Consider the following 20,740-nt stretch of genomic DNA (forward strand, 5'->3'; position numbering starts at 1 on the left):
GCGGAGCTAGATCTTCCGGAGGACGGCCACGACGCGGCCGAGGATCTCGGCCTCTGAGGCGTCGATCGGTTCGTACAGGGAGTTGGCCGGGAGCAGCCACGGCTTGCCGTTCTTGCGCTTCCAGGTCTTGACCGTCGCCTCGCCGTCGATCATGGCGGCCACGATCTCGCCGTTCAGGGCGTCGGGCTGCTGGCGCACGACCACCCAGTCGCCGTCGGTGATGGCCGCTTCGACCATCGAGTCGCCCTTGACGCGCAGGAGGAAGTGCACGCCTTCGCCGACGAACTCGGCCGGCAGGGGCATGACGTCGTAGTCGCGCTCCTCGGCCAGGATCGGCTGCCCGGCGGCGATCTCGCCGACCATCGGCACGTAGCGCGGCCGCGGGTGCTGCGAGCAGGTCTGCACGCCGCCCGGGGTGGACTGGCGGACGCCGACCGCGCGCGGCCGGCCGGCCAGGCGGTTGAGGTAGCCCTTCCGTTCGAGCTGTTTCATCTGGTAGGCGACGGACGAGGCCGAGGCGAGCCCGACTTCGGCGCCGATCTCCCGGACGCTCGGGGGGTATCCCTTGTTGTTGATGAACTCCTCGATGTACTCGAGGACTTGCTGCTGCCGACGCGTGAGCTTGCGCGTTTTCGGTCGGGCTGTTGTGGTCTCGCTAGCCACAGGAGGCTCCCGTTAGACAAATGGGACGGTATGTCTGATTCCGACAATGTAACTCAGGTGCTGTGTCAAGTCAAACATTCGTGCGACACCGGCGTGTCGCCGCGCTGCTCGGAATGTGTTTTGACCCAGGTTCACCCGTACGGGTGAACGATAGTCCGGCGGCCGCTGGTTGACTGAGGCCCGCCCCCGAACTCCACCCGTGATCGACACCGCGATCTGCGCTATCCTTGACACAAGATCTTGTGGTTTGCTATATCGTCACTCACTAGGTGTTGGGGTTTCACCACCTGTCGGAACGGTGAGGGGCGGACTCTTCCTCCCAAGCACGGCCATTGGCGCAGCGGAACCCCAACCGGAATGTCGGACCGCTGCGAGACGATGGCCAGAGTAAGGAGACTAGCGAGATGCGTTGCCCGTACTGTCGCCATCCCGACAGCCGCGTAGTCGATTCCCGCGAGGCCGAGGACGGGAAGATCATCCGTCGCCGCCGGGTCTGCCAGCAGTGCGAGAAGCGGTTCACCACGGTCGAGGAATCGATCCTGGCGGTCGTCAAGCGCAGCGGCGCCACCGAGCCGTTCAGTCGCGGGAAGGTCGCCTCCGGCGTCCTCAAGGCCTGCCAGGGCCGCCCGGTCGACGCCGACGACGTGGCGAAGCTGGCCCAGGCCGTGGAAGACGAGATCCGCTCCAAGGGCGTGGCCGAGGTGCCCGCCCATGAAGTGGGGCTGGCCATCCTCAAGCCGCTGCGCCGGCTCGACGAGGTCGCGTACCTCCGCTTCGCCAGCGTCTACCAGGACTTCGAGTCCCTCGAGGACTTCGAGGCCGCCATCGCGCAGCTGCGCGAGGAGCACGCCGCTCGCAACAGCGCCACCGCCAACCCCTAAGCACCGCAAGCACACCCATCCGATTCCCATGACCAGGCATGAGCAGACAGGGGCGAGGAACATGCCGAAGACCACGAAGGCCGCCGAAGGCGCGACCAGGACCGCAGCGAAGAAGACCACGACCAAGGCGCCGGGCCTCAAGGTCGAGCGCGTCTTCACCACCCCGGGGGTGCACCCGTACGACGAGGTCAAGTGGGAGTCGCGCGACGTCGTCATGACCAACTGGCGCGACGGCTCGATCAACTTCGAGCAGCGTGGCGTCGAGTTCCCGGAGTTCTGGAGCATCAACGCCACCCAGATCGTCACCTCGAAGTACTTCCGCGGCGCCCTCGGCACCCCGCAGCGCGAGCAGAGCCTCAAGCAGGTCATCGACCGCGTCGTGCAGACCTACCACGCCGCCGGCGACAAGAACGGCTACTTCGCCACCGCCGAGGACGCCCAGATCTTCGCCGACGAGCTCACCTGGCTCCTGCTCCACCAGTACTTCAGCTTCAACTCGCCGGTCTGGTTCAACGTCGGCACGGCTGCGCCGCAGCAGGTGAGCGCATGCTTCTTGCTCAGCGTCGACGACACGATGGACTCGATCCTCAACTGGTACCGCGAGGAAGGCCTGATCTTCAAGGGCGGCTCTGGCGCGGGCGTGAACCTGTCGAAGATCCGCGCCTCCTCTGAACTGCTCTCCAGCGGCGGCAACGCCTCCGGCCCGGTGAGCTTCATGCGCGGTGCCGACGCCTCGGCCGGAACGATCAAGTCCGGCGGAGCGACCCGCCGCGCAGCGAAGATGGTCATCCTCGACGTCGACCACCCCGACATCGAAGAGTTCATCGAGACGAAGGCTCGTGAGGAGGACAAGATCCGCGCCCTCCGCGACGCCGGCTTCGACGTCGACCTCGGCGGCAAGGACATCGTCTCCGTCCAGTACCAGAATGCCAACAACTCGGTGCGCGTCTCCGACGAGTTCATGCACGCCTTCGAGACCGGCGGCGACTTCGCCGTGACCGGACGCCTCGACGGCAAGGAGCTGGCCCGCAAGGACGCCCGGAAGATCTTCCGGAAGCTCTCCGAGGCCGCGTGGGAGTGCGCCGACCCCGGCATCCAGTACGACGACACCATCAACGATTGGCACACGAACCCGAACACGGACCGCATCCGCACCTCGAACCCGTGCTTCCCGGCCGATCAGCGCGTCGTGACGGACAAGGGCCTCATCGCCATCGGCGACCTCGTGCGCCGCTCTGCTGAAGGCGAGACCTTCGCGGTCTTCACCAACGACGTCACCGCCGAGAACGACCCTGCCGACCGCGTCATCGCCACGAACCCGGTGCGGTACATGGTCACCGGCACCAACGAGATCATCGAGCTGCGATTCTCGGACGGCTCCCGCCTGCGCTGCACCCCGAACCACCGGGTCTGGACGCAGAACCGCGGCTGGGTCCACGCCGAGCAGCTGCAGCCCGAGGACAAGGTCGTCCGCTCCAACCAGTACGCGCCGCGCTCCGCCGCGACGACGCAGCTGCCGGAAGGTGCCGTCGCCGTCGCCGAGCGGGCCGGTTCGGCGCTTCGCCTGCCGCGCAAATGGGACGACGAGGCTGATCTGGCGCACTTCACCGGATGGCTCGTCGGCGACGGCTGCGTCACTGACCAGGGTGTCGTCACCGTCTACGGCACGGAAGCCGAGCAACGCGAACTGCTGCCGCGCCACCAGCGCCTGCTCGAGCGGCTGACCGGGCACCTGAGCAAGCCCAGCATCCAGGCGAATGGCACGCAGCAGCTGCGGGCGAAGCGGGCGGGCGTGGCCGAGTTCTTCAAGGCCCTCGGGCTCTCCAGCGGGCGCTCGGCCGAGAAGGTCTTCCCGTCGTCGATGCTTGAAGCCGACGAGGAGACGCTCACCGCCTTCCTCCAGGGCCTCTTCGACGCCGACGGCTGCGTCGTCGAGCTGCCGAACGGGTCCCGCTATGTCGGCCTCAGCAGCAAGTCCGAGGAATTGCTCCTCGGCGTTCAGGAGACGCTGGGCTCCCTCGGTATCAGCGCCCGGATCTACCGCACCGAGTCCAAGGACGCGAAGTTCCGGTACACGAAGAAGAACGGCACCGAGGTCGAGTACGCCTCGGAAGGCCCGTTCTTCGACCTGCGGATCTCCGGCCCGTCGATGGTCGAGTTCGCGGCGCTGATCAGCTTCGGGCTCGAAGGCAAGCGCGCCAAGCTCGCTTCGGTGCTCGACTTCAAGACCCGGCACGACACGGACCGGACCGTCCGCCTTGTCAGCCGCGAAAGCGTCGGTTTCGAGACCACGTTCAACCTCACCGAGCCGCGCAACCACTCGTACATCGTGAACGGCGTCGTGGTCGCGAACTGCTCGGAGTACATGAGCATTGACGACTCCTCGTGCAACCTGGCCAGCCTCAACCTGATGAAGTTCCTGGGCGAGGACGGCTCGTTCGACGTCGAGATGTTCACCAAGGCCGTCGAGACCGTCTTCACGGCCATGGAGATCTCGATCTCGTTCGCGGACTTCCCGACCGAGGCCATCGGCCGCAACACCCGCGACTTCCGGCAACTCGGCATCGGCTACTCGAACCTGGGCGCCTTGCTGATGGCGTCGGGCCACGCCTACGACTCTGACGAGGGCCGTTCGTTGGCCGCGGCGATCACCGCATTGATGACCGCGGTCTCGTACCGGCGCTCCGCGGAGATCGCGGGCGTCGTCGGTCCGTACGCGGGTTATGCGATCAACGCCGAGCCGCACCAGCGGGTCATGCACAAGCACGCCGAGGCCGCCGAGACCGTGCGGACCTTCGGCGACGTCGACACGCAGATCATCGAGGCCGCGAAGTCCGAGTGGGGCCACGGCAACGAGCTCGGAGCCGTCAACGGCTGGCGCAACGCGCAGGCCAGTCTGCTCGCCCCGACTGGCACGATCTCGTTCGCAATGGACTGCGACACAACGGGAATCGAGCCTGACCTCGCGCTCGTCAAGCACAAGAAGCTGGTCGGCGGCGGCTCCATGGAGATCGTCAACCAGACGGTGCCGCGCGCGCTCGACTGCCTGGGCTACAACGCGGCCGACCGCGATGCGATCGTCGCGTACATCGCCGAGCACGGGCACGTCATCGGCGCTCCGGCGCTGCGCGAAGAGCACTACTCGGTGTTCGACTGCGCCATGGGCGAGCGGTCCATCGCGCCGATGGGCCACGTGCTCATGATGGCGGCCGTGCAGCCGTTCCTCTCGGGCGCGATCTCCAAGACCGTGAACCTGCCGGAGTCGGCCACCGTCGAGGACGTCGAAGAGGTCTACTACCAGGGCTGGAAGCTCGGCCTCAAGGCGCTCGCGATCTACCGCGACAACTGCAAGGTCGGGCAGCCGCTGTCCGCCAAGAAGAAGGAAGTCGAGCAGGCGGTCGAGGAGGCCGTGGAGAAGGCGATCGAGACGGTCGCGACCCACGGCCCGGTCCGCCGGAAGCTGCCGAAGAAGCGCCCGTCCCAGACGATCTCGTTCTCGGTCGGTGGCGCGGAGGGGTACATGACCTCCTCGTCCTACCCGGACGACGGCCTCGGCGAGGTCTTCCTCAAGATGTCGAAGCAGGGCTCGACCCTCGCGGGCGTCATGGACGCGCTGTCGGTGTCGATCTCGATCGCGCTGCAGTACGGTGTGCCGCTTGAGAAGTACGTCGAGAAGTTCACCAACATGCGCTTCGAGCCGGCGGGCATGACCGACGACCCGGACATCCGCATGGCCTCGTCGCTGGTGGACTACATCTTCCGCCGCCTGGCGCTGGACTACCTGCCGTACGAGGAGCGCGCCGCGCTCGGCATCCTCACCACCGCCGAGCGCACCGCCGAGCTGAACGGGGACGACCCCGCGAAGGTGCACGAGGTCGACCTCGACGCCCTGCGCGCGTCCGCCCCCATCGAGGAGGCTGTGGCCGAGCGGATCCAGATCGAGTCGAAGAAGTCCCGCAAGGACCTCCTCCACTCGGCGCAGGCCCGCAGCGCCGACGCGCCGCTGTGCATGAACTGCGGCACCAAGATGCGCCCGGCCGGCTCCTGCTACGCCTGCGAGGGCTGCGGGGCCACGAGCGGTTGCAGCTAGCTCGCCGACAGTGAGGCGGGGCCGGGGGTTTCGACCCCCGGCCCCGCCGCTTTCCTTGCCCCGCGCCCGATTCGCGAAAGTATCGATTGCGCAGCGTAGGGCCCTCAAAACAGATCAAGACGGGTCGAAGGCGTCAGGTGCCGCGGTCATAGACTCGGGTCTATGCACAACGTCCCCCCGGCCGCATCACCGGTCCGGATCGACCCCGGGGCCGCCACGGCAAGTCTCAGCAGTGCGACCGGAGGGCCCCTCGCCTCCGGCGCCGCCTTCGCGGTCTACCGGCTCGGCCGGTCCTCGTTCCACGCCGCCGTCGTCCGCCGCGTCGAAGGCGATGTCGTCGTTATCGCCGAGCGCACCGAGCCGATAGGCGGCGCCGAGTTCGACGGCCTGCTCCTCGCCTACCTGTCGGGCCGCCACCCCGACGCGGGCGTCCGCCTTTGGTCCCGCATCGCCGACCCCGCCGAGGCCGCCGACCGGCAGCTGCGCGCGCGGCTGCTCGAGAAGATCACGCGGGCGCGCGAGGAGCTCTCCGAGCGGGACTTCACCGTGATCACCCTGCCCGAGGCCGACATCAAGATGCCGCTCACCCGCGAGGAGTTCGAGTCCCGCGTCGGCGAGCTGGTCGAGTCGACCGCCGATGTCATGGAGGAGACCCTCGCCGAGGCGGGCGTCCATCCTGCCGAGCTCGCGGGCCTGCTCATGGCCGGCGGCGCGGCCCGCACGCCGCTCGCGGCCACGACGCTGCGCCGCCGGTTCGGCGTCGAGCCGGTGCTCGCCGCCCCCAACGCCAAAGTTCTCCTTGCGGAAGCGGCGCCCGTCGCGACCCGCGAGCTGCCGTTCGTCGACGAGCAGGAGGCCCCGCTGCGCCGCCGCGGCCAGGGCCGCGCGGTCGTGCTGGCCGCCGCGCTCCTGGTCGTCGTGGGCGCTGGCGCCGCGTTCGGTTCCCAGCTCGGCGACGGCGACTCCGCCGGAGACGACGTCGCCGCCGACGAGAGCACCGCCGCCGCAGCCACTTCGGAGACCCTTGCCGCCGCCTCCGCCGAGCCCGCCGAGCCCGCATCCGAGGAGGCCGGCGCGACCCCCTCGGAGTCGCCCACGCCGGACGAGACCGAGCTCGGTCCGGAGGAGCCGGTCGAGGACGAGGCCTCGTCCGAGTCGGACCCGACGACCGAGAGCGCGCCGACCGGTTCGGTGCCGAACGTGGTCGGGATGTCGACCGCGGAGGCGCACCAGGCCGTGGAGGACGCGGGTTTCGCGGGGGTCGAGCAGACGGGAGAGCAGCGCGGCGTCTTCGACTGGTCGCACGAGGACTGCGAGATCATCGACCAGTCGCCCGCGCCGGGGGCGACGCGGGCGCTCTCGGAGACGGTCTCGGTGACGTTCTCCTACAGCGGCGAGGCGAGCGACTGCGACGTCTAGGGCCCGTCGTGTGAGCCGGCGCAAGGCCCCGATGTTCCCCGTAGAGTTTCCAGCACGATCGTGCTATTTTTAGGTCGTGCGCAAAGGCGAGATGACGAGGCAGGCGATCCTCGACGAAGCGGTCCGGATGGCCCGCTACTCGGGGCTGTCCGGGCTGACCATCGGCTCGCTGGCCGCCGCGGCGGACATGTCGAAGTCGGGGCTGTACGCGCACTTCAAGTCGAAGGAGGCGCTGCAGCTGGCCTGCATGCAGCGCAACGGGGAGCAGTTCATCGACGAGGTGATCCGGCCCGCGCTCGCGAAGCCGCGCGGGATCGCCCGGCTGCAGGCCATCGTCGAGTACTGGATGCAGTGGTACTCGCATCCGGGCGGCTGCCTGTTCCTGGCCGCCGCCGCCGAGTTCGACGACCTGCCGGGGCCGCTGCACGACTTCATGGCCTCGGAGCAGCGCGAGCTGCTCGACTCGCTGGCCCGGATCGCCGCCACGGCGGTGTCCCAGGGCGAGTTCCCCGAAGACACCGACGTCTTCCAGGTGGCACAGGAGGTGTTCGGCATTCTGTTGTCCTACAACTGGATGAGCCGCATCCTGTCCTATCCCGACGCCGCCGACCGCGCGTGGACGGCGTTCAACCGACTGATCGACAGTCTCCAGAGCTGACCAGGAAGGCCGACCCATGGCGTCCACTGCCCAAGCCCCCGCGGCGAAAAAGAAAAGCACGACCGTTCGTGCTCCCTGGTATGTGCGGTCCGGCTTCGCCGCGGCCGAGCGCGTCGCGCCCGACCGGGCGGCGAAGATCCTGTGCGAGCTGTGGTTCCGGCTGCCGGCGGGTCCTGAGAAGCGCCTGCGCGGCGAGGCCCCGGCCGGCGCGAACGTGTTCGAGCTCGAGTGCCTCAGCTCCACGCTGTGGGGATTCGATTGGGGAGAGGGGCCTCTCGTGTATCTCGTGCACGGCTGGGGCGGCTCGACCGGTGACTTCAAGTTCATCGCGGCGAACCTAGTCGCCTCCGGCTTCCGCGTCGTCGCCTTCGATGCCCTCAGCCACGGCAACTCCGGGCCCGGTCCGTGGGGTGAGCGGCACGCGAGCGGTGTGCACCTCATCGAGGCGATGAACGTGGTCTTGGAGAAGTTCGGCAAGCCCCACGCGGTCGCGGCCCACTCACTCGGCGCGCTCAGCTCGATCCACGCGATGGTCCAGAGCGGCATCGACTTCCGCGGAGTGCGCTTGGCGATGCTCGCACCGTTCATCGGCGGCGAGGAGGGTTTCCGCGACACGATCGGCGCGATCGTTCCGATCGGGCCGCGCATCTTCGAGCGGCTGGTGCCCCTGGGCGAGGCCAAGGCGGGCGTGAAACTCGAAGACCTCTCCCTGAAGGGCGTCGAAGTCGAGTCCCCGGTGCTCATCGTGCACGACAAGGGCGACCGCCCCAACCCGTTCCGGCACGGGCAGACGCTCGCCGACGCGTGGCCGAACGCCGAGCTCATGGCGACCACGGGCCTGGGCCACCGCAAGGTGCTGCTCAACCCGGCCGTCAGCTTCCGGGTGCGGGAGTTCTTGGCGCAGTAGTGAAACAAATAGGCCGGGTCCAGCGGACCCGGCCTCTTCGTTTCGCGTCTTAGCCCTCGTAGTGGACCGTCAGGCGCGTCCACGCCCCGATGTTGATGTAGGTGCCGTCGGTCACTGGGAACTCCACGTTCGGCGCCAGCGGCTCGTCGGAGCCGTTGAGGAACGTGCCGTTCGAGGAACCGACGTCCATGATCGTCCACGAGCCGTCGGGCTTGGAGAACAGCTTCGCGTGCTGCGCGCTGACGCCCGGGTCGGCCACGTCGCCGGACAGGTCGATGTCCGGGGTGACGCCGCGCTTGGCGCTGTAGCGGCCGATCGTCAGGTCGGGCTTGTCGAGCGGGAAGCGGCGCGGCTTCGCGAACGACGGGTACTGCAGCTGCGAGGCCCCGTCGGAGGCCGCGACCTTGTTGAAGTAGCCCTGGTCGGCGGTGACGGCGACACCCCAGCGGGTGGCCGCCTGGCCGGGCGGGGCGTAGTTGGAGGCGAGGTCGCTCGGCTGCGCGTCCGGCATGGAGAACCCGCCGGTCGCCGTGGCGGGCGGCGCGGAGGTCGGGGCGCCGAACGGCGCGGCCGGGACGCCCGGAGGCGGTCCGGGCGGGGCCGAGGTCGGCGCGGCGCCGTAGGCCTGCTGCGCGTACGGGTCCTGCCCGTAGCCCTGCTGCGGCTGCCCGTAGGGGTCCTGCTGCTGGGGCTGGCCGTAAGGGTCGGGCTGGCCGTAGCCGGGCTGCTGCCCGTAAGGGTCCTGCTGCTGCGGCTGCCCGTAGGGGTCCTGCTGGCCGTAGCCCTGCTGAGGCTGCCCGTAGGGATCCTGCTGCTGCGGCTGGCCGTACGGGTCCTGCCCGTAGCCCTGCTGCGGCTGCTGACCGTACGGGTCCTGCGGCTGGCCGTAGCCCTGCTGAGGCTGCCCGTAAGGGTCCTGCGGCTGCGAGGGCTGCCCGTAGGGGTCCTGCTGGCCGTAGCCCTGCTGAGGCTGCCCGTAAGGGTCCTGCTGCTGCGGCTGGCCGTACGGGTCCTGCCCGTAGCCCTGCTGCGGCTGCTGGCCGTACGGGTCCTGCGGCTGTCCGTAAGGGTCGTTCGGCGCGTAGCCCTGGCCGAAGGCCGGCGACTGCGGGGGCTGGCCTTGCTGCCATGCCGGGTTGGGCGTTCCGCACTGCTCGCAGAACTGGGCTTGCGGGAAGGCCCCGCAGGCGCACTGGTACCCGCCCGGCTGTGGGGCACCGCCGTAGGTCGGCTGGTAGGTCAAGGTCGTCCCCCTCCAAGCATTTGGGTGTACTCGGCCTCGCTGACGACACCAGGCTGCGCGGCGGACTCCCCGTCCTCACCCGGATTGCCCTGGCCGGCATGCTCCTGGGCATGCCCTTCGGCCGGGACCGAACCGGGGGATTCGAGTTCCACCACCGCGACACTGATGTTGTCGTGCCCGCCGTTGGCGAGCGCTTGTCGTGTCAACGCTACCGCCTTGTCGCCAACGCTGCCGTCCGGCAGTGGCAGAAGGTCGTGATCGTCATTGAAATAGCGCGACAGACCATCGCTGCACACTACGACATGACCCCCGCCGAGCTCCACCCGGAGGAGGTTCGGGTTGAGCGTCGGCGCGTCCGCGCCGAGCCACGCGAGCAGGGCCTTGGCGTACGGGTTCTTGTACCGCTCGTCCGCCGGGTCGACCCCCTGGTACTCGAGGCGCGCCTGGATCGTGTCGTCGACCGTGAGGCATCTCGCCTCCTTCTCGCCGGCCCAGTACGCACGGGAATCGCCCACCCAGCACAGGATCGCCTGGTTCCCCTCGACGACCGCCGAGACGTACGTCGAGGACGGCGGCGAGTTCGGGTACTGCTTCCCGACCGCGGCCACCGCCGAGTGGGCCGCGCCCACCCCGCGCCGCGACGCGTCCTCCGCCGAGAGGCCCTCGGCGAGCGCCGCGCGGATCTCCGTCACCGCCGCTTCCACCCCTGCGAGTGACGCGCGCTCGGAGTCCGAGGCCCCCGAGACGCCGTCGCAGACGACGGCGATCTTGCGCCCGTCGTCGGCGAGCGCGATCGCGATCGAGTCCTGGTTGTAGTGGTGGCGCTTGCCCACATCGGTGGCCGCGCCGATCCCCGGCAGCCCGAACGACAGGTGGTCGTCGGAGCCGCCCGGGTGCTCCGGGTTCTCTTCGACGGCGACGGAGGAGAGCCAGAGGGCCTGCTCGGCCGGGACGGCGAACTCCTCCAGGTCGCCGCCGCAATCCTCGCAGTAGCGGCCGATGTCGGCGGGGAGGCCGCAAGCGGTGCAACGCTTCGCGGCGCCCAGGGTGGGTGAGGGCTGCATAAAGCTCCTTCGCTACAGCATCGTGCGGGGGCGGTGGGCGTTCGCCAGGTCGAAGTAGTACACCTGGTCCTCGCGGCGGGTGCAGGCGTGGGCGAGGTCGCGGTAGGTCCGCTCCAGCGCCAGGCGCAGCTCCCGCTCCTCCGGCTGCGCGCCGAACACGCGCGGCTCGTGCGCGGGCCCGGTGCGCAGCACCGTGTCCAGCGCCAGGTGCAGGATCCGGGTCGACACGAGGTGGCGCCGCCGCGGTTCGAGCTTGAGCTCGTCGAGCCGCCCCGCCATGTGGTGCAGGTCGAGCAGCGACGGCGGCGCGGTGCGCGAGTGCAGCGCCGTCTGGATCGCCGCGGTCTGCGCGATCCCGTACTGCGCCGAGGTCTTCGGGACCTGGTGCAGCGTCGTGATCGCCTCCGTCGAGTTCCCCTCGATGTCGAGCAGCCGCGCCCGGCCGTAAGCGGCCGAGACGAACCGGTGGTCGCAGGTCCAGATCCGCGTGTAGTGCGGCAGCGCCAGGTCCCGGCGGCCCGCCAGCTCGGCGCACGCCGCCAGCGCCAGGCGGGGCGCCAGCTCTCCGGGGAGGTGCGAGTAGACGGCGTCGAAATGGGCTGCGGCCGTGTGGAAGTCGGCCGCGAGCAGCGAGATCGTGCCGCGCAGCCAGGTGACCTGCCAGGTGTTGCCCTCGCGCTGCGCGAACTGGTCGAGCGCCGCGGCGGCCTGGTGCAGGTCGCCGGCGTTGACGAGGGTGCGCACGCGCCGCAGCTGCACCTCGGGGCTCTGCGCGGGCGCGGCGTTGAGCTCGGCGATGATGCCGGCCGCGTCGGTCGCCTGCAGGGTCGCGAGGAACGCGGCCATGGGGTCGGCGAGGTCGACCATCGGCGTGGGCAGCGCGTGCGCCACGTCGAACGGGTCGCCCACGGCGTGCAGGTCGTACTCGACGTCCGGTTCGCCGAACACCGACTGCTCGCCGCTGAACAGCGTCGAGGGCTCGAACCGCGGCTCGCCCTTCTGCACCGACTGCACCTCGTGCAGGACGCCGCGCACCTGGGTGCGCATCTCGTCGGCGTCCTGGAACCGCGAGCGCGGGTCGGCGTGCGTGGCGCGCAGCAGCAGCCGGTGGAACGCCCCGAACTCGTTGAACACGGGCGCTTCGGCGGCCGGCGGCAGCTTGTCGCGGTAGGTGCTCGTGAACCCCTTGAAGTCCAAGGCGAGCACGGCCATCGAGCGGCCGATCGTGTACAGGTCCGAGGTCACCGAGGGGCCGACGGAGAGGATCTCGTCGTTCGGCACCGAGTACCCGGGCGTGCCGTAGATCGCCGACTCCATGTCGTCGACGTGGCGCACCGCGCCGAGGTCGATGAGCTTGAGCCAGGTCTCGACGTGGATCATGTTGTCGGGCTTGAAGTCGCAGAACAGCAGGCCCCGGTCGTGCAGGTAGCTGAACGCGGGCAGCAGCTCGGCGGTGTAGGTGAGCACCTGCTCCAGCGGCAGCGGGTGGCGCTCGCCGTTCTCGTCGACCGCGTCTCTGATGTCCCGCAGCGACTTCCCGGCCAGGTACTCCATGACGATGTACGACTGGAGCTGCCCCGAACGGGGGTCGGCGGCGGTGACGAAGTCGTGGATGTCGACCACGTTGGGGTGGTCGATGCCGACGAGGAAGCGCCGCTCGTTGATCGCGGCCTCGATCGCGTCCTCGTCCGAAGTGTTGATGAGGCCCTTGATGACGACCCAGCGCTGCGTCAGGTCGTCGGCGAAGTTCTTGTCGTTGGCGAGGTAGATCCAGCCGAGGCCGCCGTGCGCGATCGCGCCGAGCACTTCGTAGCGGTCGGAGAGGACGTCGCCGGGGCTGAGCGCGGGCGTGAACCAGTACCGGGTGCGGCAGTGCGCGCAGAAGCCCTCGACGCGGCCCGCGCGCCCGGCCTGCGGCCGCCCGACTGGCTTGCCGCACGCGGAGCAGAACCGCTTGTGCTCGGGCACCTGCGGGTGGTCCATGACCGCTTCGGCGGGGTCGCGCGGCGGCACCGGCGGCATGTCCGAGAGGCCCCCGCGCTGGCGGGTGCTGGTGGTCGTGGAGCGCGTGACGGGGCCGGTGATCGGCTGCGGCAGCGGGGCGGCGGGCGCCCGGTAGGGGGCCGGCGGCGGGGAGGCCACGGCCCCGGCGGGTGCGATGCCCTGCGTCCCGGGCTGCGGCAGCGGCGGCGAGACCGGCGGCGCGGCGGGGGAGGGCATCGGCGGGGCCGAGTTCGGCGCGAGCGGGGACGCCGTGGGCGCCATCGGGTTCGGCTGCACGGCCGGCGGCGCGGACGGCTGCATCGCCGGCTGGGGCGGCACGGCGTTCGTCCCGGGCGGGCCGGGGGGCGGGGGCGCGAAGCCCGGCTGCGGCGGCACCGCGGGCGGCGTGTTGAGACGCTTGCGGATGCTGACGGTGTCGGTGGCCTCGGCCTCGGGCTGGTACGCGCCGGGAATGTAGCGCTGGGTGTGCTCCGGCGGCGGCTGCTGGTCGCTCATGGGCGCTCCCTAATCCCGGTACTGGGGGCTCGGCGGGGCGCCGGCGACGCCCAGCGGTCCTTTGAGCCACTTGTCGTAGGCGGTCTGCCAGGTGCCGTTCGCGATGATCTGCGCGAGGGCGGCGTTGATGTAGCGGGCGAGGTCGGTGTTGCCCTTCTGGACGGCGATCCCGTAGGGCTCCTGGGAGAACGCGTCGCCGACGACCTCGAGCGTCGGGTCCTGGACGGCCATGCCCGCGAGGATGGTGTCGTCGCTGGTGATGGCGTCGACGGTGCCCTGCTGGAGGAGGACCAGGCAGTCGTTGAAGTCGGGCACGGTCACCGCCTGCGCGGCGGACTGCTCGGCGATGGTGCGCACCGAGGTCGAGCCGTCGCCGGTGCACACGAGGTGGTCGTCGGCGAGGTCGGCGAGGCCGGTGATGCCGGAGGCGGTGGGGACGAGGAGGCGCTGCCCGGCGTGGAAGTACTCGGCGGAGAACTCCACGTTCGCCCAGCGCTTGCAGTTCATGGTCATGGTGCGCACGACCATGTCGACTCGGTCGTCGTTGACGGCGGGCTCGCGTTCCCCGGAGGTCATGGGGACGAAGCGGATGTTCGCGTCGGCGCCGAGGATCGACTGGGCGACGGCCGTGGCGATGTCGATGTCGAACCCGGCGGGGGTGTTCGTCTCGGGGTCGATGTAGCCCATGAGGTTCGTCGACTGGCTGACGCCGATGGTGATCTGCTCGGGGTCGTCCAGCTGCGCGACCGCCTGTTCGACCGTGGTCGAGCCGGGGTTGTAGGACGCGAGCGGCTGGCAGCTCTCGTCGACGGGCGCGGTGTCGATCTCGGGGGAGAAGTTGATCCCGGACGGCAGCGGCGTGGGGACGTCGACCTGCGGCGGCCCCATGTCGGCGGGCTGCGAGCACGCTGCGAGGACGAGGCAGGCGGCGGCCGCGGCCGCGAACCGGATCTGGTGTCGAATCATGCGTAGTACTCCGCCACTCGCAGCTGGATGCCGACCGCGGCGCAGATGAGCGCGCCGAGTGCGAGGGCCGCGAGCCCGGCCGCGGCGCCCGAGAGGGACCGCTGGGCGTCGTTGGTGGCCTCGGCGAAGCGGTCGGCGCTGATGTCGGTCGCCTCGGTCAGCGCGTCGTTGAGGGTCGTGAAGGACGCCCACAGGCTCGTGTCGCCCTCGCCGACGACGAGTTCGACGGCCTCGTTGTACTTGCCGCCCTGGGCGAGCTTGACGACCTCGTCGTGCCCGGCCCGCCACGTGTCGGCGGCTTCGCGGGCGGTGTCGATGTTCTTCGACAGCTCAGGGTCCGAGGCGAACGCCTCGTCGAGCCGGTCGAGCAGCTGCCCCGGGTCGGCCAGGGCCTTGAAGTGCTCCTCGAACCGCTCGGCGGCCTGCTGGTCCTCGCCGCGGGCGATGAGCACGAGCGATTCCTCGGCGCGCGCCTGCTGGGCGGTGATCTCGGCCTCGGCCAGTAGCTCCAGCGGCGCCGAACCGTCCTCATGGGACCTGGTGGTGTGGCTCGCCGACGCCAGCGACGCCATCGCCAGCCAGCCGGCGAAGGCCACCAGCAGCACCGTGCTGCCCACGAGCCCGAGGTTGAACACGCGGTTCGTCTTGCGGGTGAGCCAGAACTGGGCCCACACCAGCGTGCCGAGCGCGGCGGCCGTGAGGACCGCGGCGATCCACGGGAACGCCGCGGCGTCCGAGCGCGACTCCTTGAGCTGCCCGAGCGAGTTCTCCTGCAGGTCGTGCGCCTTCGGCAGCATCTCCTCGCGCATGAGCGTGGAGGCCTGCTCCTGGTAGGTCGCGCCGACTGGCTCACCGAGCCGGTTGAAGGTCCGCGCGGTCTCCACCAGCCCGGTGTACACGGGCAGGCGGGCGTTGAGCTCGGCGACCAGCGCGGTGTCGGCCGGGGTCTTCACTTCTCCTGCGGCCGTGGCGAGTGCCACGGTCGCGTCGCGCATCGCCTCGCGGTACGTCTCGTTCATCTCGTCGGAGGGCGTGCCCGCCGTCAGATATGAGGACGCCGCGGTCGCGTCGGCCTGCGAGAGCGCCTGGTACAGCGACAGGGCGGCCACGGAGAGCCGCCCGGACTGGCTGGTGGTCTCCTCGATGACGGCCGACTTCGCGAGGATCGCGGTCATGCCGGTGATCCCGGCCCCGAGGACGAGCGCCGCGATCACGGCGAGCACGCCGCGCAGCTGCCCGGGCGTGAACCGCAGCGCGGCCAGCAAGCGGTCGAACCGTCGCTGCCCGGTTGCAGCAGGAGCGCTGGGCGCCTGTGTCGGAGCGGGAGGGGACTGGACGGACAACTACTGCACCTCACTTGATCGGCGACCCGCGGGCCTCTGGAATCGTTCGCCGCGCGCACGTCTGACGTGGCTGGAGTGTCGGGGGACTCCCACATGGTATCGGCCCCCGGCAAGGTCCGGTGACTACCGCCTCGCGGCTTCTGGAACGGCCCTCCGGCGGTACGGTGGGACCGTGCCGAACGCCGAAGTGTATTCCACAGAGGACGACGCGCGCTGGATGGCGCGCGCCGTCGCCCTCGCCGAGCGATGCCCGCCCTCGACCACCGCCTTCAGCGTCGGCGCCGTCCTCGTCAAGGACGGCCGCGCCGTCGGCGAAGGCTACTCGCGCGCCGAGGAGCCGAGCGACCACGCCGAGGAGGTCGCCCTCCGCCACGCCGGTGACGCCGCGCGCGGCGCGACCGCCTACTCCTCCATGGAGCCCTGCGGCCACCGCTCCTCCCGCCCCGACCCGTGCGCCCGCCTGCTCATCGCCGCCGGGATCGCCCGCGTCGTCTACGCGCTCGGCGAACCGCTCACCTTCGTCGACACGCCCGGCGGCGACGCGATACTGCGGGAGAACGGCGTGGTTGTGGCCGTGATGCCCGAATTCGCCGACGCGGCCGAACGCCCGAACGCGCACCTCCGTTAATCTGGGGACCATGAGGCCATTGATCGGCGCCGCAGCGGCCGCCGAACTGCAAGGATCGGTCCGGCTCGACGTCCGTTGGACGCTCGGGGGACCCTCGCGGGAAGCCGACTACGCCGCCGGGCACCTGCCCGGCGCCGTCCGGCTCGACTTCGACCGGGACGTCTGCGGCCCCGCCGGCCCCGTCGGCGGACGCCACCCGCTCCCCGAACCCGAAGCGCTCCAAGCGGTCCTGCGCCGCGCAGGGATCGACGACGACTCCCATGTGCTCGTCTACGACGACGGCGACGGCATGGCCGCCGCCCGCACCTGGTGGACCCTCCGCTGGGCCGGCATCGACCGCGTGCAGGTCCTCGAAGGCGGCTTCAAAGCCTGGACCGGCGCCGGACTCCCCATCGAGACCGCAGCGGTGCAGCCCAAGCCGGGCACCGCCACGGTGCGCCCCGGCCACCTCCCGATGCTCGACGCCGAAGGCGCCGCCGAATGGGCCGCCACCCGCGAACTGGTCGACGTGCGCGCCCCCGAGCGCTACCGCGGCGAAATGGAACCGGTCGACCCCGTCGCCGGCCACGTCCCCGGCGCGATCAACCTCTTCCTCGGCGAAGACGACCTCAGCGACCCCGACCGGCTGCGCGAACGCTACGCGCCCCACCCGGACGCCGCCTACTACTGCGGCTCCGGCGTCGGTGCCGCCCGCACCGCGCTCGCCGTGACCGCCGCAGGGCTCCCCACACCGCCGGTGTACATCGGCTCGTGGAGCGACTGGGTCTCGCGCGGCCGCGATGTGGCCACCTCGGTGACGCCGGCAGCGGGGGAGGAGCGATGAAGCGCGCACTGCTCGCGGTTCCCGCCGCCCTCCTGCTCGCGCTGGCGGCCTGCAGCGACGACGGCACGCCCTCGGGCGAGGAGCCGGTCGACACCGCCGCGAACGAGTCGAGTGAAGAGTCCGCCTCGTCCGCCCCGGTCGAACTCGACCTGGCCGACGCCGCGGGCGCGTGCCCGCTCATCGACGGCGCGACCCTCAACTCCGTTACGGGCGAGGACTTCCGCTTCGCCTCGGGCGGCCCCGGCGAGGCCGAGGGCGAAGAGGCCCCCGCCCAGCTCACCTGCGCCGTCCAGACCGGCGAGGCCGCCTACCCGGACCTGACGCTCTTCGTCATCGGCACCGAGGCGAGCGTCGAGGTCTACGAGGAGCAGCTCGCCGACGGCACCGAGAGCGTCGACGGCCTCGGCGAGGCCGCGTACTGGATCGTCCACACCGAGGACACGGGCGCGGGCCCGGCCCTCGAGATGGGCTGGTACGACGGCGGCACGATCTTCGAGATGCGCTACACCACGCCGGTCGACACCGACCCCGCCGCGGTGAACGAACTCGTCGGCGGCTTCACCGAACTCGCCAAGGGCATCGCGACCGCCCACGCCGAGTCAGGCTGACGAAGGCGATCGAGAACGGCCGCCGAGCTCGCTCGGCGGCCGTTTCCTTGCGCCGCATGGCGAGCGCCCTCCTCGCCGGGGGTGCGAGGAGGGCGCTCAGGTGCGGAGTGCGGTTTCGGGCGCAGACGTCTCCACCGGTCGCACCCTTGTGGGGGAAATGGAAACGTTTGCACGCTTTGTTCAGACTACTCCCCGGTACGACCGGGGTCAAGACTCGCAAGCGTGGTCTTCTGAAGGCCGCAAACCGTTGCGGCCGTAAGCTACTGGGCCGGAGCGCCGAAGATCTTGGCGGCGTCGTCGGTCGAGAGCCGGATCGTGTCGGTGCTCGAGGTCACCGCGACCTCGCCGTCCACGCGGTCGATCGCGACCTCGGCGCCGGGGTCCACGCCCGCCTCGTGCAGCGAGGAGAGCAGCTCCGGGTGCGTCTGGGCCGACTCGCACAGGCGCGTCACCCGCACCTTCGAACCGGGGGAGACCACGCTCAGCGGCCGCTCGTCGGCCTCGCGGCCCTCCGCCTCGGCCGAGGCGTCGAGCTCCTTGAGCCCGGGGATCGTGTTGCCGTACGGCGAGCGGGTGGGGTGCTCGAGCAGTTCGTAGACGCGCTTCTCGACCGAGTCGCTCATCACGTGCTCCCACTTGCAGGCCTCATCGTGGGCCTCCACGTAGGACATGCCGATGACGTCGACCAGCAGCCGCTCGGCCAGCCGGTGCTTGCGCATCACCGCGACCGCCTGCCGGCGGCCCTCCTCGGTGAGCTCCAGGTGCCGGTCGCTCTTGACGTTGAGCAGGCCGTGGCGCTGCATCCGGCCCACGGTCTGCGAGACCGTCGGGCCGCTCTGCTCGAGCCGTTCGGCGATCCGGGCGCGCAGCGCCGGGACGCCCTCCTCCTCGAGCTCGAGGATCGTGCGCAGGTACATCTCAGTGGTGTCGACGAGGTCCGTGGTCACAGCTTCGTTCCTTCACTTTGTCCGCCCGCAGGGCACCGAGCGGGGTGGGTCGAGTAGCCGCCAGACCCCCTGTCACCACCAATGGTATACGGCCGAACCGCCGCGGCCTCAATCAGCCATCCGGACGTACGGGGCGCTCACGCCCCAAAGCGACCCGCCGAACCGGGCCGTCAGGATCGATCACGCCACATATTCGGCGAGGCGCCCGGCGTAGTCGGGCTGGCGCAGGCGGTGCAGCGCGTTCTTCTCGATCTGGCGGACGCGCTCCCGGGAGAGCCCGAAGTCCGCGGAGACCTCTTCGAGGGTGCGCTGGCGCCCGTCGTCAATGCCGAAACGCAGTCGCAGCACGGTTTGTTCCCGCTCGGGCAGCGAGGCCAGGACGTTCGCGATGTGGCGGCGCAACAGCGCGTACGACACGGCGTCATCGGTGCCGTGCTCGCGCGGCAGGTGCGCCACGAGGTCGCCCAGCGCGGTCGAGTCGTCCTCGCCCACGGTCTGATCGAGGCTCACCGGCTCGCGGTCGTAGGACATGAGCTCGAGCACCTTGCCCGGGGTGACGTCGAGCTCCTCGGCGATCTCCTCGTAGCGGGGCTCGCGGCCCAGCTCGACCATGAGGTCCTGGCGCACCCGGTTCATCCGCTTGATCTGGTCCACCGTGTGGGCGGGCACGCGGATGGTGCGGGACTGGTCGGTGACGGCCCGGTTGATGGCCTGCCGGATCCACCAGGTGGCGTACGTGGAGAACTTGTACCCCTTCTGGTAGTCGAACTTCTCGACGGCGCGGATGAGGCCGAGGTTGCCCTCCTGGATGAGGTCGAGCAGGCTCAGGCCGGCGCCGGAGTAGCGCTTGGCGACGGAGACGACGAGGCGCAGGTTCGACTCGAGCATGCGCTGCTTGGCCGCGCGGCCCTCGGCCGCGACGCGGGCCAGGTCGCTGCGGAGATCGGGGTCGGTGACCTCGCTGATGCGGCACTCGGCCATGAGGCCGGCCTCGATGGCCTTGGCGCACTCGACCTCTTCGGAGGCGGTGAGCAGCCGGTGCTTGCCGATGCCGTTCAGATAGGCGCGAACGGGGTCGCCGGAGTATTCGGTCGCGCGCTGCGCCGGTCGCCTCGTCGGACGCTGGCGGATGCTGTCGACAGGTGCCATCGAATTCGCCTTTCGCTGGAGACCCTCGGCGCGTGGGTTGATGCCGCGCCATACCCGGTGGGCACCGGGCTTCGGGATACCAGCTTGCAGCGGTTTTCAAGGATTCTGATCCCCCAGGGCGAAGGGTGGCACGAACCCGGGAGACAGGATCAGAAATTCGGTTTCGGGGCCTGCCACCGAAACCTGATGGCCAGCAGCCGTACAACAAACGTGACCGCGATCGCCGCCAGCGCGAGCGTCCAGTGGCCGATCACGGACTCCCACCGGGCCCCCACCGCGACGATGATCGCGCCGACCGCGGCCGCCATCGCGTAGAAGTCCTCGCGGAGCACCGCCGGGATCTCCTGGCTCAGCACGTCGCGCAGGATGCCCCCGCCGATTCCGGAGAGTACTCCCACGATGCAAGCCGCGTAGACCGCGAGATCGAAATCGAGCCCCTTCTGGGTCCCGACCACGGTGAACAGCGCCAGGCCGGCCGCGTCGAGCACGAGCATCGTCGGGCGCATCCGCGAGAGCGCGGGGTGGAACCGGAACACGAACAGGGACGCGACGAGCGCCACGAGCGGGTACCGCCAGTCGGTGAGCAGGAGGAGGTCGGCGCCGATGAGGACGTCGCGGATCGCGCCGCCCCCGAGCGCGCACAGGACGCCGATGACGACCACGCCGAACAGGTCCAACCGCTTGCCGACCGCGGCGCTCGCGCCGGAGGCGGCGAACACCGCGGTGCCGACGAGCTCGGCGACCAGCATCAAGGCGGAAGGGTCGAAATCTGCAGGCTCCACCCGTGCGTTATAGCAGGCAGCGCCCCATCACATCGCCGATCTTCCCAAAGGTGAGAGCCGCGACGCGCGG

17 protein-coding genes are annotated in these 20,740 nt (G+C 70.3%); 8 read left to right on the plus strand and 9 right to left on the minus strand.

Translation table 11 applies throughout. The features are described from left to right. Positions 1 to 6: 6 nt before the first annotated feature. On the minus strand, positions 7 to 663 hold the full coding sequence (gene lexA, locus AB0K52_RS01705; RefSeq protein ID WP_208495270.1) for a transcriptional repressor LexA: 657 nt from the start codon (positions 661 to 663) through the stop codon (positions 7 to 9). 404 nt (positions 664 to 1,067) lie between these two features. Here lexA and nrdR point away from each other — a divergent pair, with 404 nt between their 5' ends. The 5 genes from nrdR to AB0K52_RS01730 all read left to right on the plus strand — a co-directional run bounded on the left by nrdR (position 1,068) and on the right by AB0K52_RS01730 (position 8,618). After that, positions 1,068 to 1,544, plus strand: coding sequence for a transcriptional regulator NrdR (gene nrdR / locus AB0K52_RS01710; RefSeq protein WP_363524644.1), 477 nt, complete (start codon positions 1,068 to 1,070; stop codon positions 1,542 to 1,544). A 61-nt stretch (positions 1,545 to 1,605) separates the two neighbouring features. After that, positions 1,606 to 5,634 (plus strand): vitamin B12-dependent ribonucleotide reductase, encoded by a 4,029-nt coding sequence (locus AB0K52_RS01715; protein WP_363524647.1) that lies wholly within the window; start codon positions 1,606 to 1,608, stop codon positions 5,632 to 5,634. 162 nt (positions 5,635 to 5,796) lie between these two features. Continuing rightward, a complete protein-coding gene (locus tag AB0K52_RS01720; RefSeq protein WP_363524650.1) occupies positions 5,797 to 7,053 on the plus strand; it encodes an Hsp70 family protein in 1,257 nt (418 codons plus the stop codon). 76 nt (positions 7,054 to 7,129) lie between these two features. After that, positions 7,130 to 7,711, plus strand: coding sequence for a TetR/AcrR family transcriptional regulator (locus tag AB0K52_RS01725; RefSeq protein ID WP_363524653.1), 582 nt, complete (start codon positions 7,130 to 7,132; stop codon positions 7,709 to 7,711). An 82-nt stretch (positions 7,712 to 7,793) separates the two neighbouring features. Next, the gene (locus tag AB0K52_RS01730) at positions 7,794 to 8,618 is read left to right on the plus strand and encodes an alpha/beta hydrolase family protein (protein WP_363524656.1); all 825 of its coding nucleotides are present in this window, start codon (positions 7,794 to 7,796) and stop codon (positions 8,616 to 8,618) included. Positions 8,619 to 8,667: 49 nt separating this feature from the next. Here AB0K52_RS01730 and AB0K52_RS01735 read toward each other — a convergent pair whose 3' ends face one another. From AB0K52_RS01735 to AB0K52_RS01755, 5 genes are read right to left on the minus strand one after another with little or no spacing between them, the layout of a single operon-like run. After that, a complete protein-coding gene (locus AB0K52_RS01735; protein WP_363524659.1) occupies positions 8,668 to 9,861 on the minus strand; it encodes an FHA domain-containing protein in 1,194 nt (397 codons plus the stop codon). Continuing rightward, positions 9,858 to 10,925 carry a PP2C family serine/threonine-protein phosphatase gene (locus AB0K52_RS01740; RefSeq protein WP_363524662.1) on the minus strand — a complete coding sequence of 356 codons (1,068 nt, stop codon included), beginning with the start codon at positions 10,923 to 10,925 and terminating at the stop codon, positions 9,858 to 9,860. The genes AB0K52_RS01735 and AB0K52_RS01740 overlap by 4 nt, the downstream gene beginning before the upstream one ends. A 12-nt stretch (positions 10,926 to 10,937) precedes the next feature. After that, the gene (locus AB0K52_RS01745) at positions 10,938 to 13,424 is read right to left on the minus strand and encodes a tetratricopeptide repeat protein (RefSeq protein ID WP_363524665.1); all 2,487 of its coding nucleotides are present in this window, start codon (positions 13,422 to 13,424) and stop codon (positions 10,938 to 10,940) included. A gap of 9 nt (positions 13,425 to 13,433) precedes the next feature. Continuing rightward, complete coding sequence (locus AB0K52_RS01750) at positions 13,434 to 14,390, minus strand: glutamate ABC transporter substrate-binding protein (protein WP_363524668.1); 957 nt, start codon at positions 14,388 to 14,390, stop codon at positions 13,434 to 13,436. Beyond that, the gene (locus tag AB0K52_RS01755) at positions 14,387 to 15,655 is read right to left on the minus strand and encodes an MCP four helix bundle domain-containing protein (RefSeq protein WP_363524671.1); all 1,269 of its coding nucleotides are present in this window, start codon (positions 15,653 to 15,655) and stop codon (positions 14,387 to 14,389) included. Before AB0K52_RS01755 ends, AB0K52_RS01750 begins: the two co-directional genes overlap by 4 nt. 250 nt (positions 15,656 to 15,905) lie before the next feature. On the opposite strand from AB0K52_RS01755, the gene AB0K52_RS01760 reads away from it, so the two are divergent. From AB0K52_RS01760 to AB0K52_RS01770, 3 genes are read left to right on the plus strand one after another with little or no spacing between them, the layout of a single operon-like run. Then, positions 15,906 to 16,361 (plus strand): bifunctional diaminohydroxyphosphoribosylaminopyrimidine deaminase/5-amino-6-(5-phosphoribosylamino)uracil reductase RibD, encoded by a 456-nt coding sequence (locus AB0K52_RS01760; RefSeq protein WP_363524674.1) that lies wholly within the window; start codon positions 15,906 to 15,908, stop codon positions 16,359 to 16,361. 10 nt (positions 16,362 to 16,371) lie between these two features. Next, positions 16,372 to 17,184: a sulfurtransferase gene (locus AB0K52_RS01765; RefSeq protein ID WP_363524677.1), complete on the plus strand. Its 813-nt coding sequence runs from the start codon at positions 16,372 to 16,374 to the stop codon at positions 17,182 to 17,184. Next, entirely contained in the window at positions 17,181 to 17,792 is a 612-nt protein-coding gene (locus tag AB0K52_RS01770) for a hypothetical protein (RefSeq protein ID WP_363524680.1), read from the plus strand. Before AB0K52_RS01765 ends, AB0K52_RS01770 begins: the two co-directional genes overlap by 4 nt. A 260-nt stretch (positions 17,793 to 18,052) precedes the next feature. On the opposite strand, the gene AB0K52_RS01775 is transcribed toward AB0K52_RS01770, so the two are convergent. From AB0K52_RS01775 to AB0K52_RS01785, 3 genes are all read right to left on the minus strand, one after another. Further along, on the minus strand, positions 18,053 to 18,739 hold the full coding sequence (locus AB0K52_RS01775; RefSeq protein ID WP_363524683.1) for a metal-dependent transcriptional regulator: 687 nt from the start codon (positions 18,737 to 18,739) through the stop codon (positions 18,053 to 18,055). Between the two features lie 180 nt (positions 18,740 to 18,919). After that, entirely contained in the window at positions 18,920 to 19,888 is a 969-nt protein-coding gene (locus AB0K52_RS01780) for a sigma-70 family RNA polymerase sigma factor (protein ID WP_208495255.1), read from the minus strand. A 149-nt stretch (positions 19,889 to 20,037) separates the two neighbouring features. Further along, a complete protein-coding gene (locus tag AB0K52_RS01785; RefSeq protein ID WP_363524686.1) occupies positions 20,038 to 20,670 on the minus strand; it encodes a TRIC cation channel family protein in 633 nt (210 codons plus the stop codon). Between the last annotated feature and the right edge of the window lie 70 nt (positions 20,671 to 20,740).

This window comes from Glycomyces sp. NPDC049804 (genome assembly GCF_040674615.1).
GTDB classification, from domain to species: domain Bacteria; phylum Actinomycetota; class Actinomycetes; order Mycobacteriales; family Micromonosporaceae; genus Glycomyces; species Glycomyces niveus.

Bases quoted from the DNA above. Each gene is read 5' to 3' on its own strand.
- nrdR (WP_363524644.1), top strand. From the start codon at position 1,068: ATGCGTTGCCCGTACTGTCGCCATCCCGACAGCCGCGTAGTCGATTCC.
- AB0K52_RS01715 (WP_363524647.1), top strand. From the start codon at position 1,606: ATGCCGAAGACCACGAAGGCCGCCGAAGGCGCGACCAGGACCGCAGCG.
- AB0K52_RS01720 (WP_363524650.1), top strand. From the start codon at position 5,797: ATGCACAACGTCCCCCCGGCCGCATCACCGGTCCGGATCGACCCCGGG.
- AB0K52_RS01740 (WP_363524662.1), bottom strand. From the start codon at position 10,925: ATGCAGCCCTCACCCACCCTGGGCGCCGCGAAGCGTTGCACCGCTTGC.
- AB0K52_RS01745 (WP_363524665.1), bottom strand. From the start codon at position 13,424: ATGAGCGACCAGCAGCCGCCGCCGGAGCACACCCAGCGCTACATTCCC.
- AB0K52_RS01750 (WP_363524668.1), bottom strand. From the start codon at position 14,390: ATGATTCGACACCAGATCCGGTTCGCGGCCGCGGCCGCCGCCTGCCTC.
- AB0K52_RS01765 (WP_363524677.1), top strand. From the start codon at position 16,372: ATGAGGCCATTGATCGGCGCCGCAGCGGCCGCCGAACTGCAAGGATCG.
- AB0K52_RS01770 (WP_363524680.1), top strand. From the start codon at position 17,181: ATGAAGCGCGCACTGCTCGCGGTTCCCGCCGCCCTCCTGCTCGCGCTG.
- AB0K52_RS01780 (WP_208495255.1), bottom strand. From the start codon at position 19,888: ATGGCACCTGTCGACAGCATCCGCCAGCGTCCGACGAGGCGACCGGCG.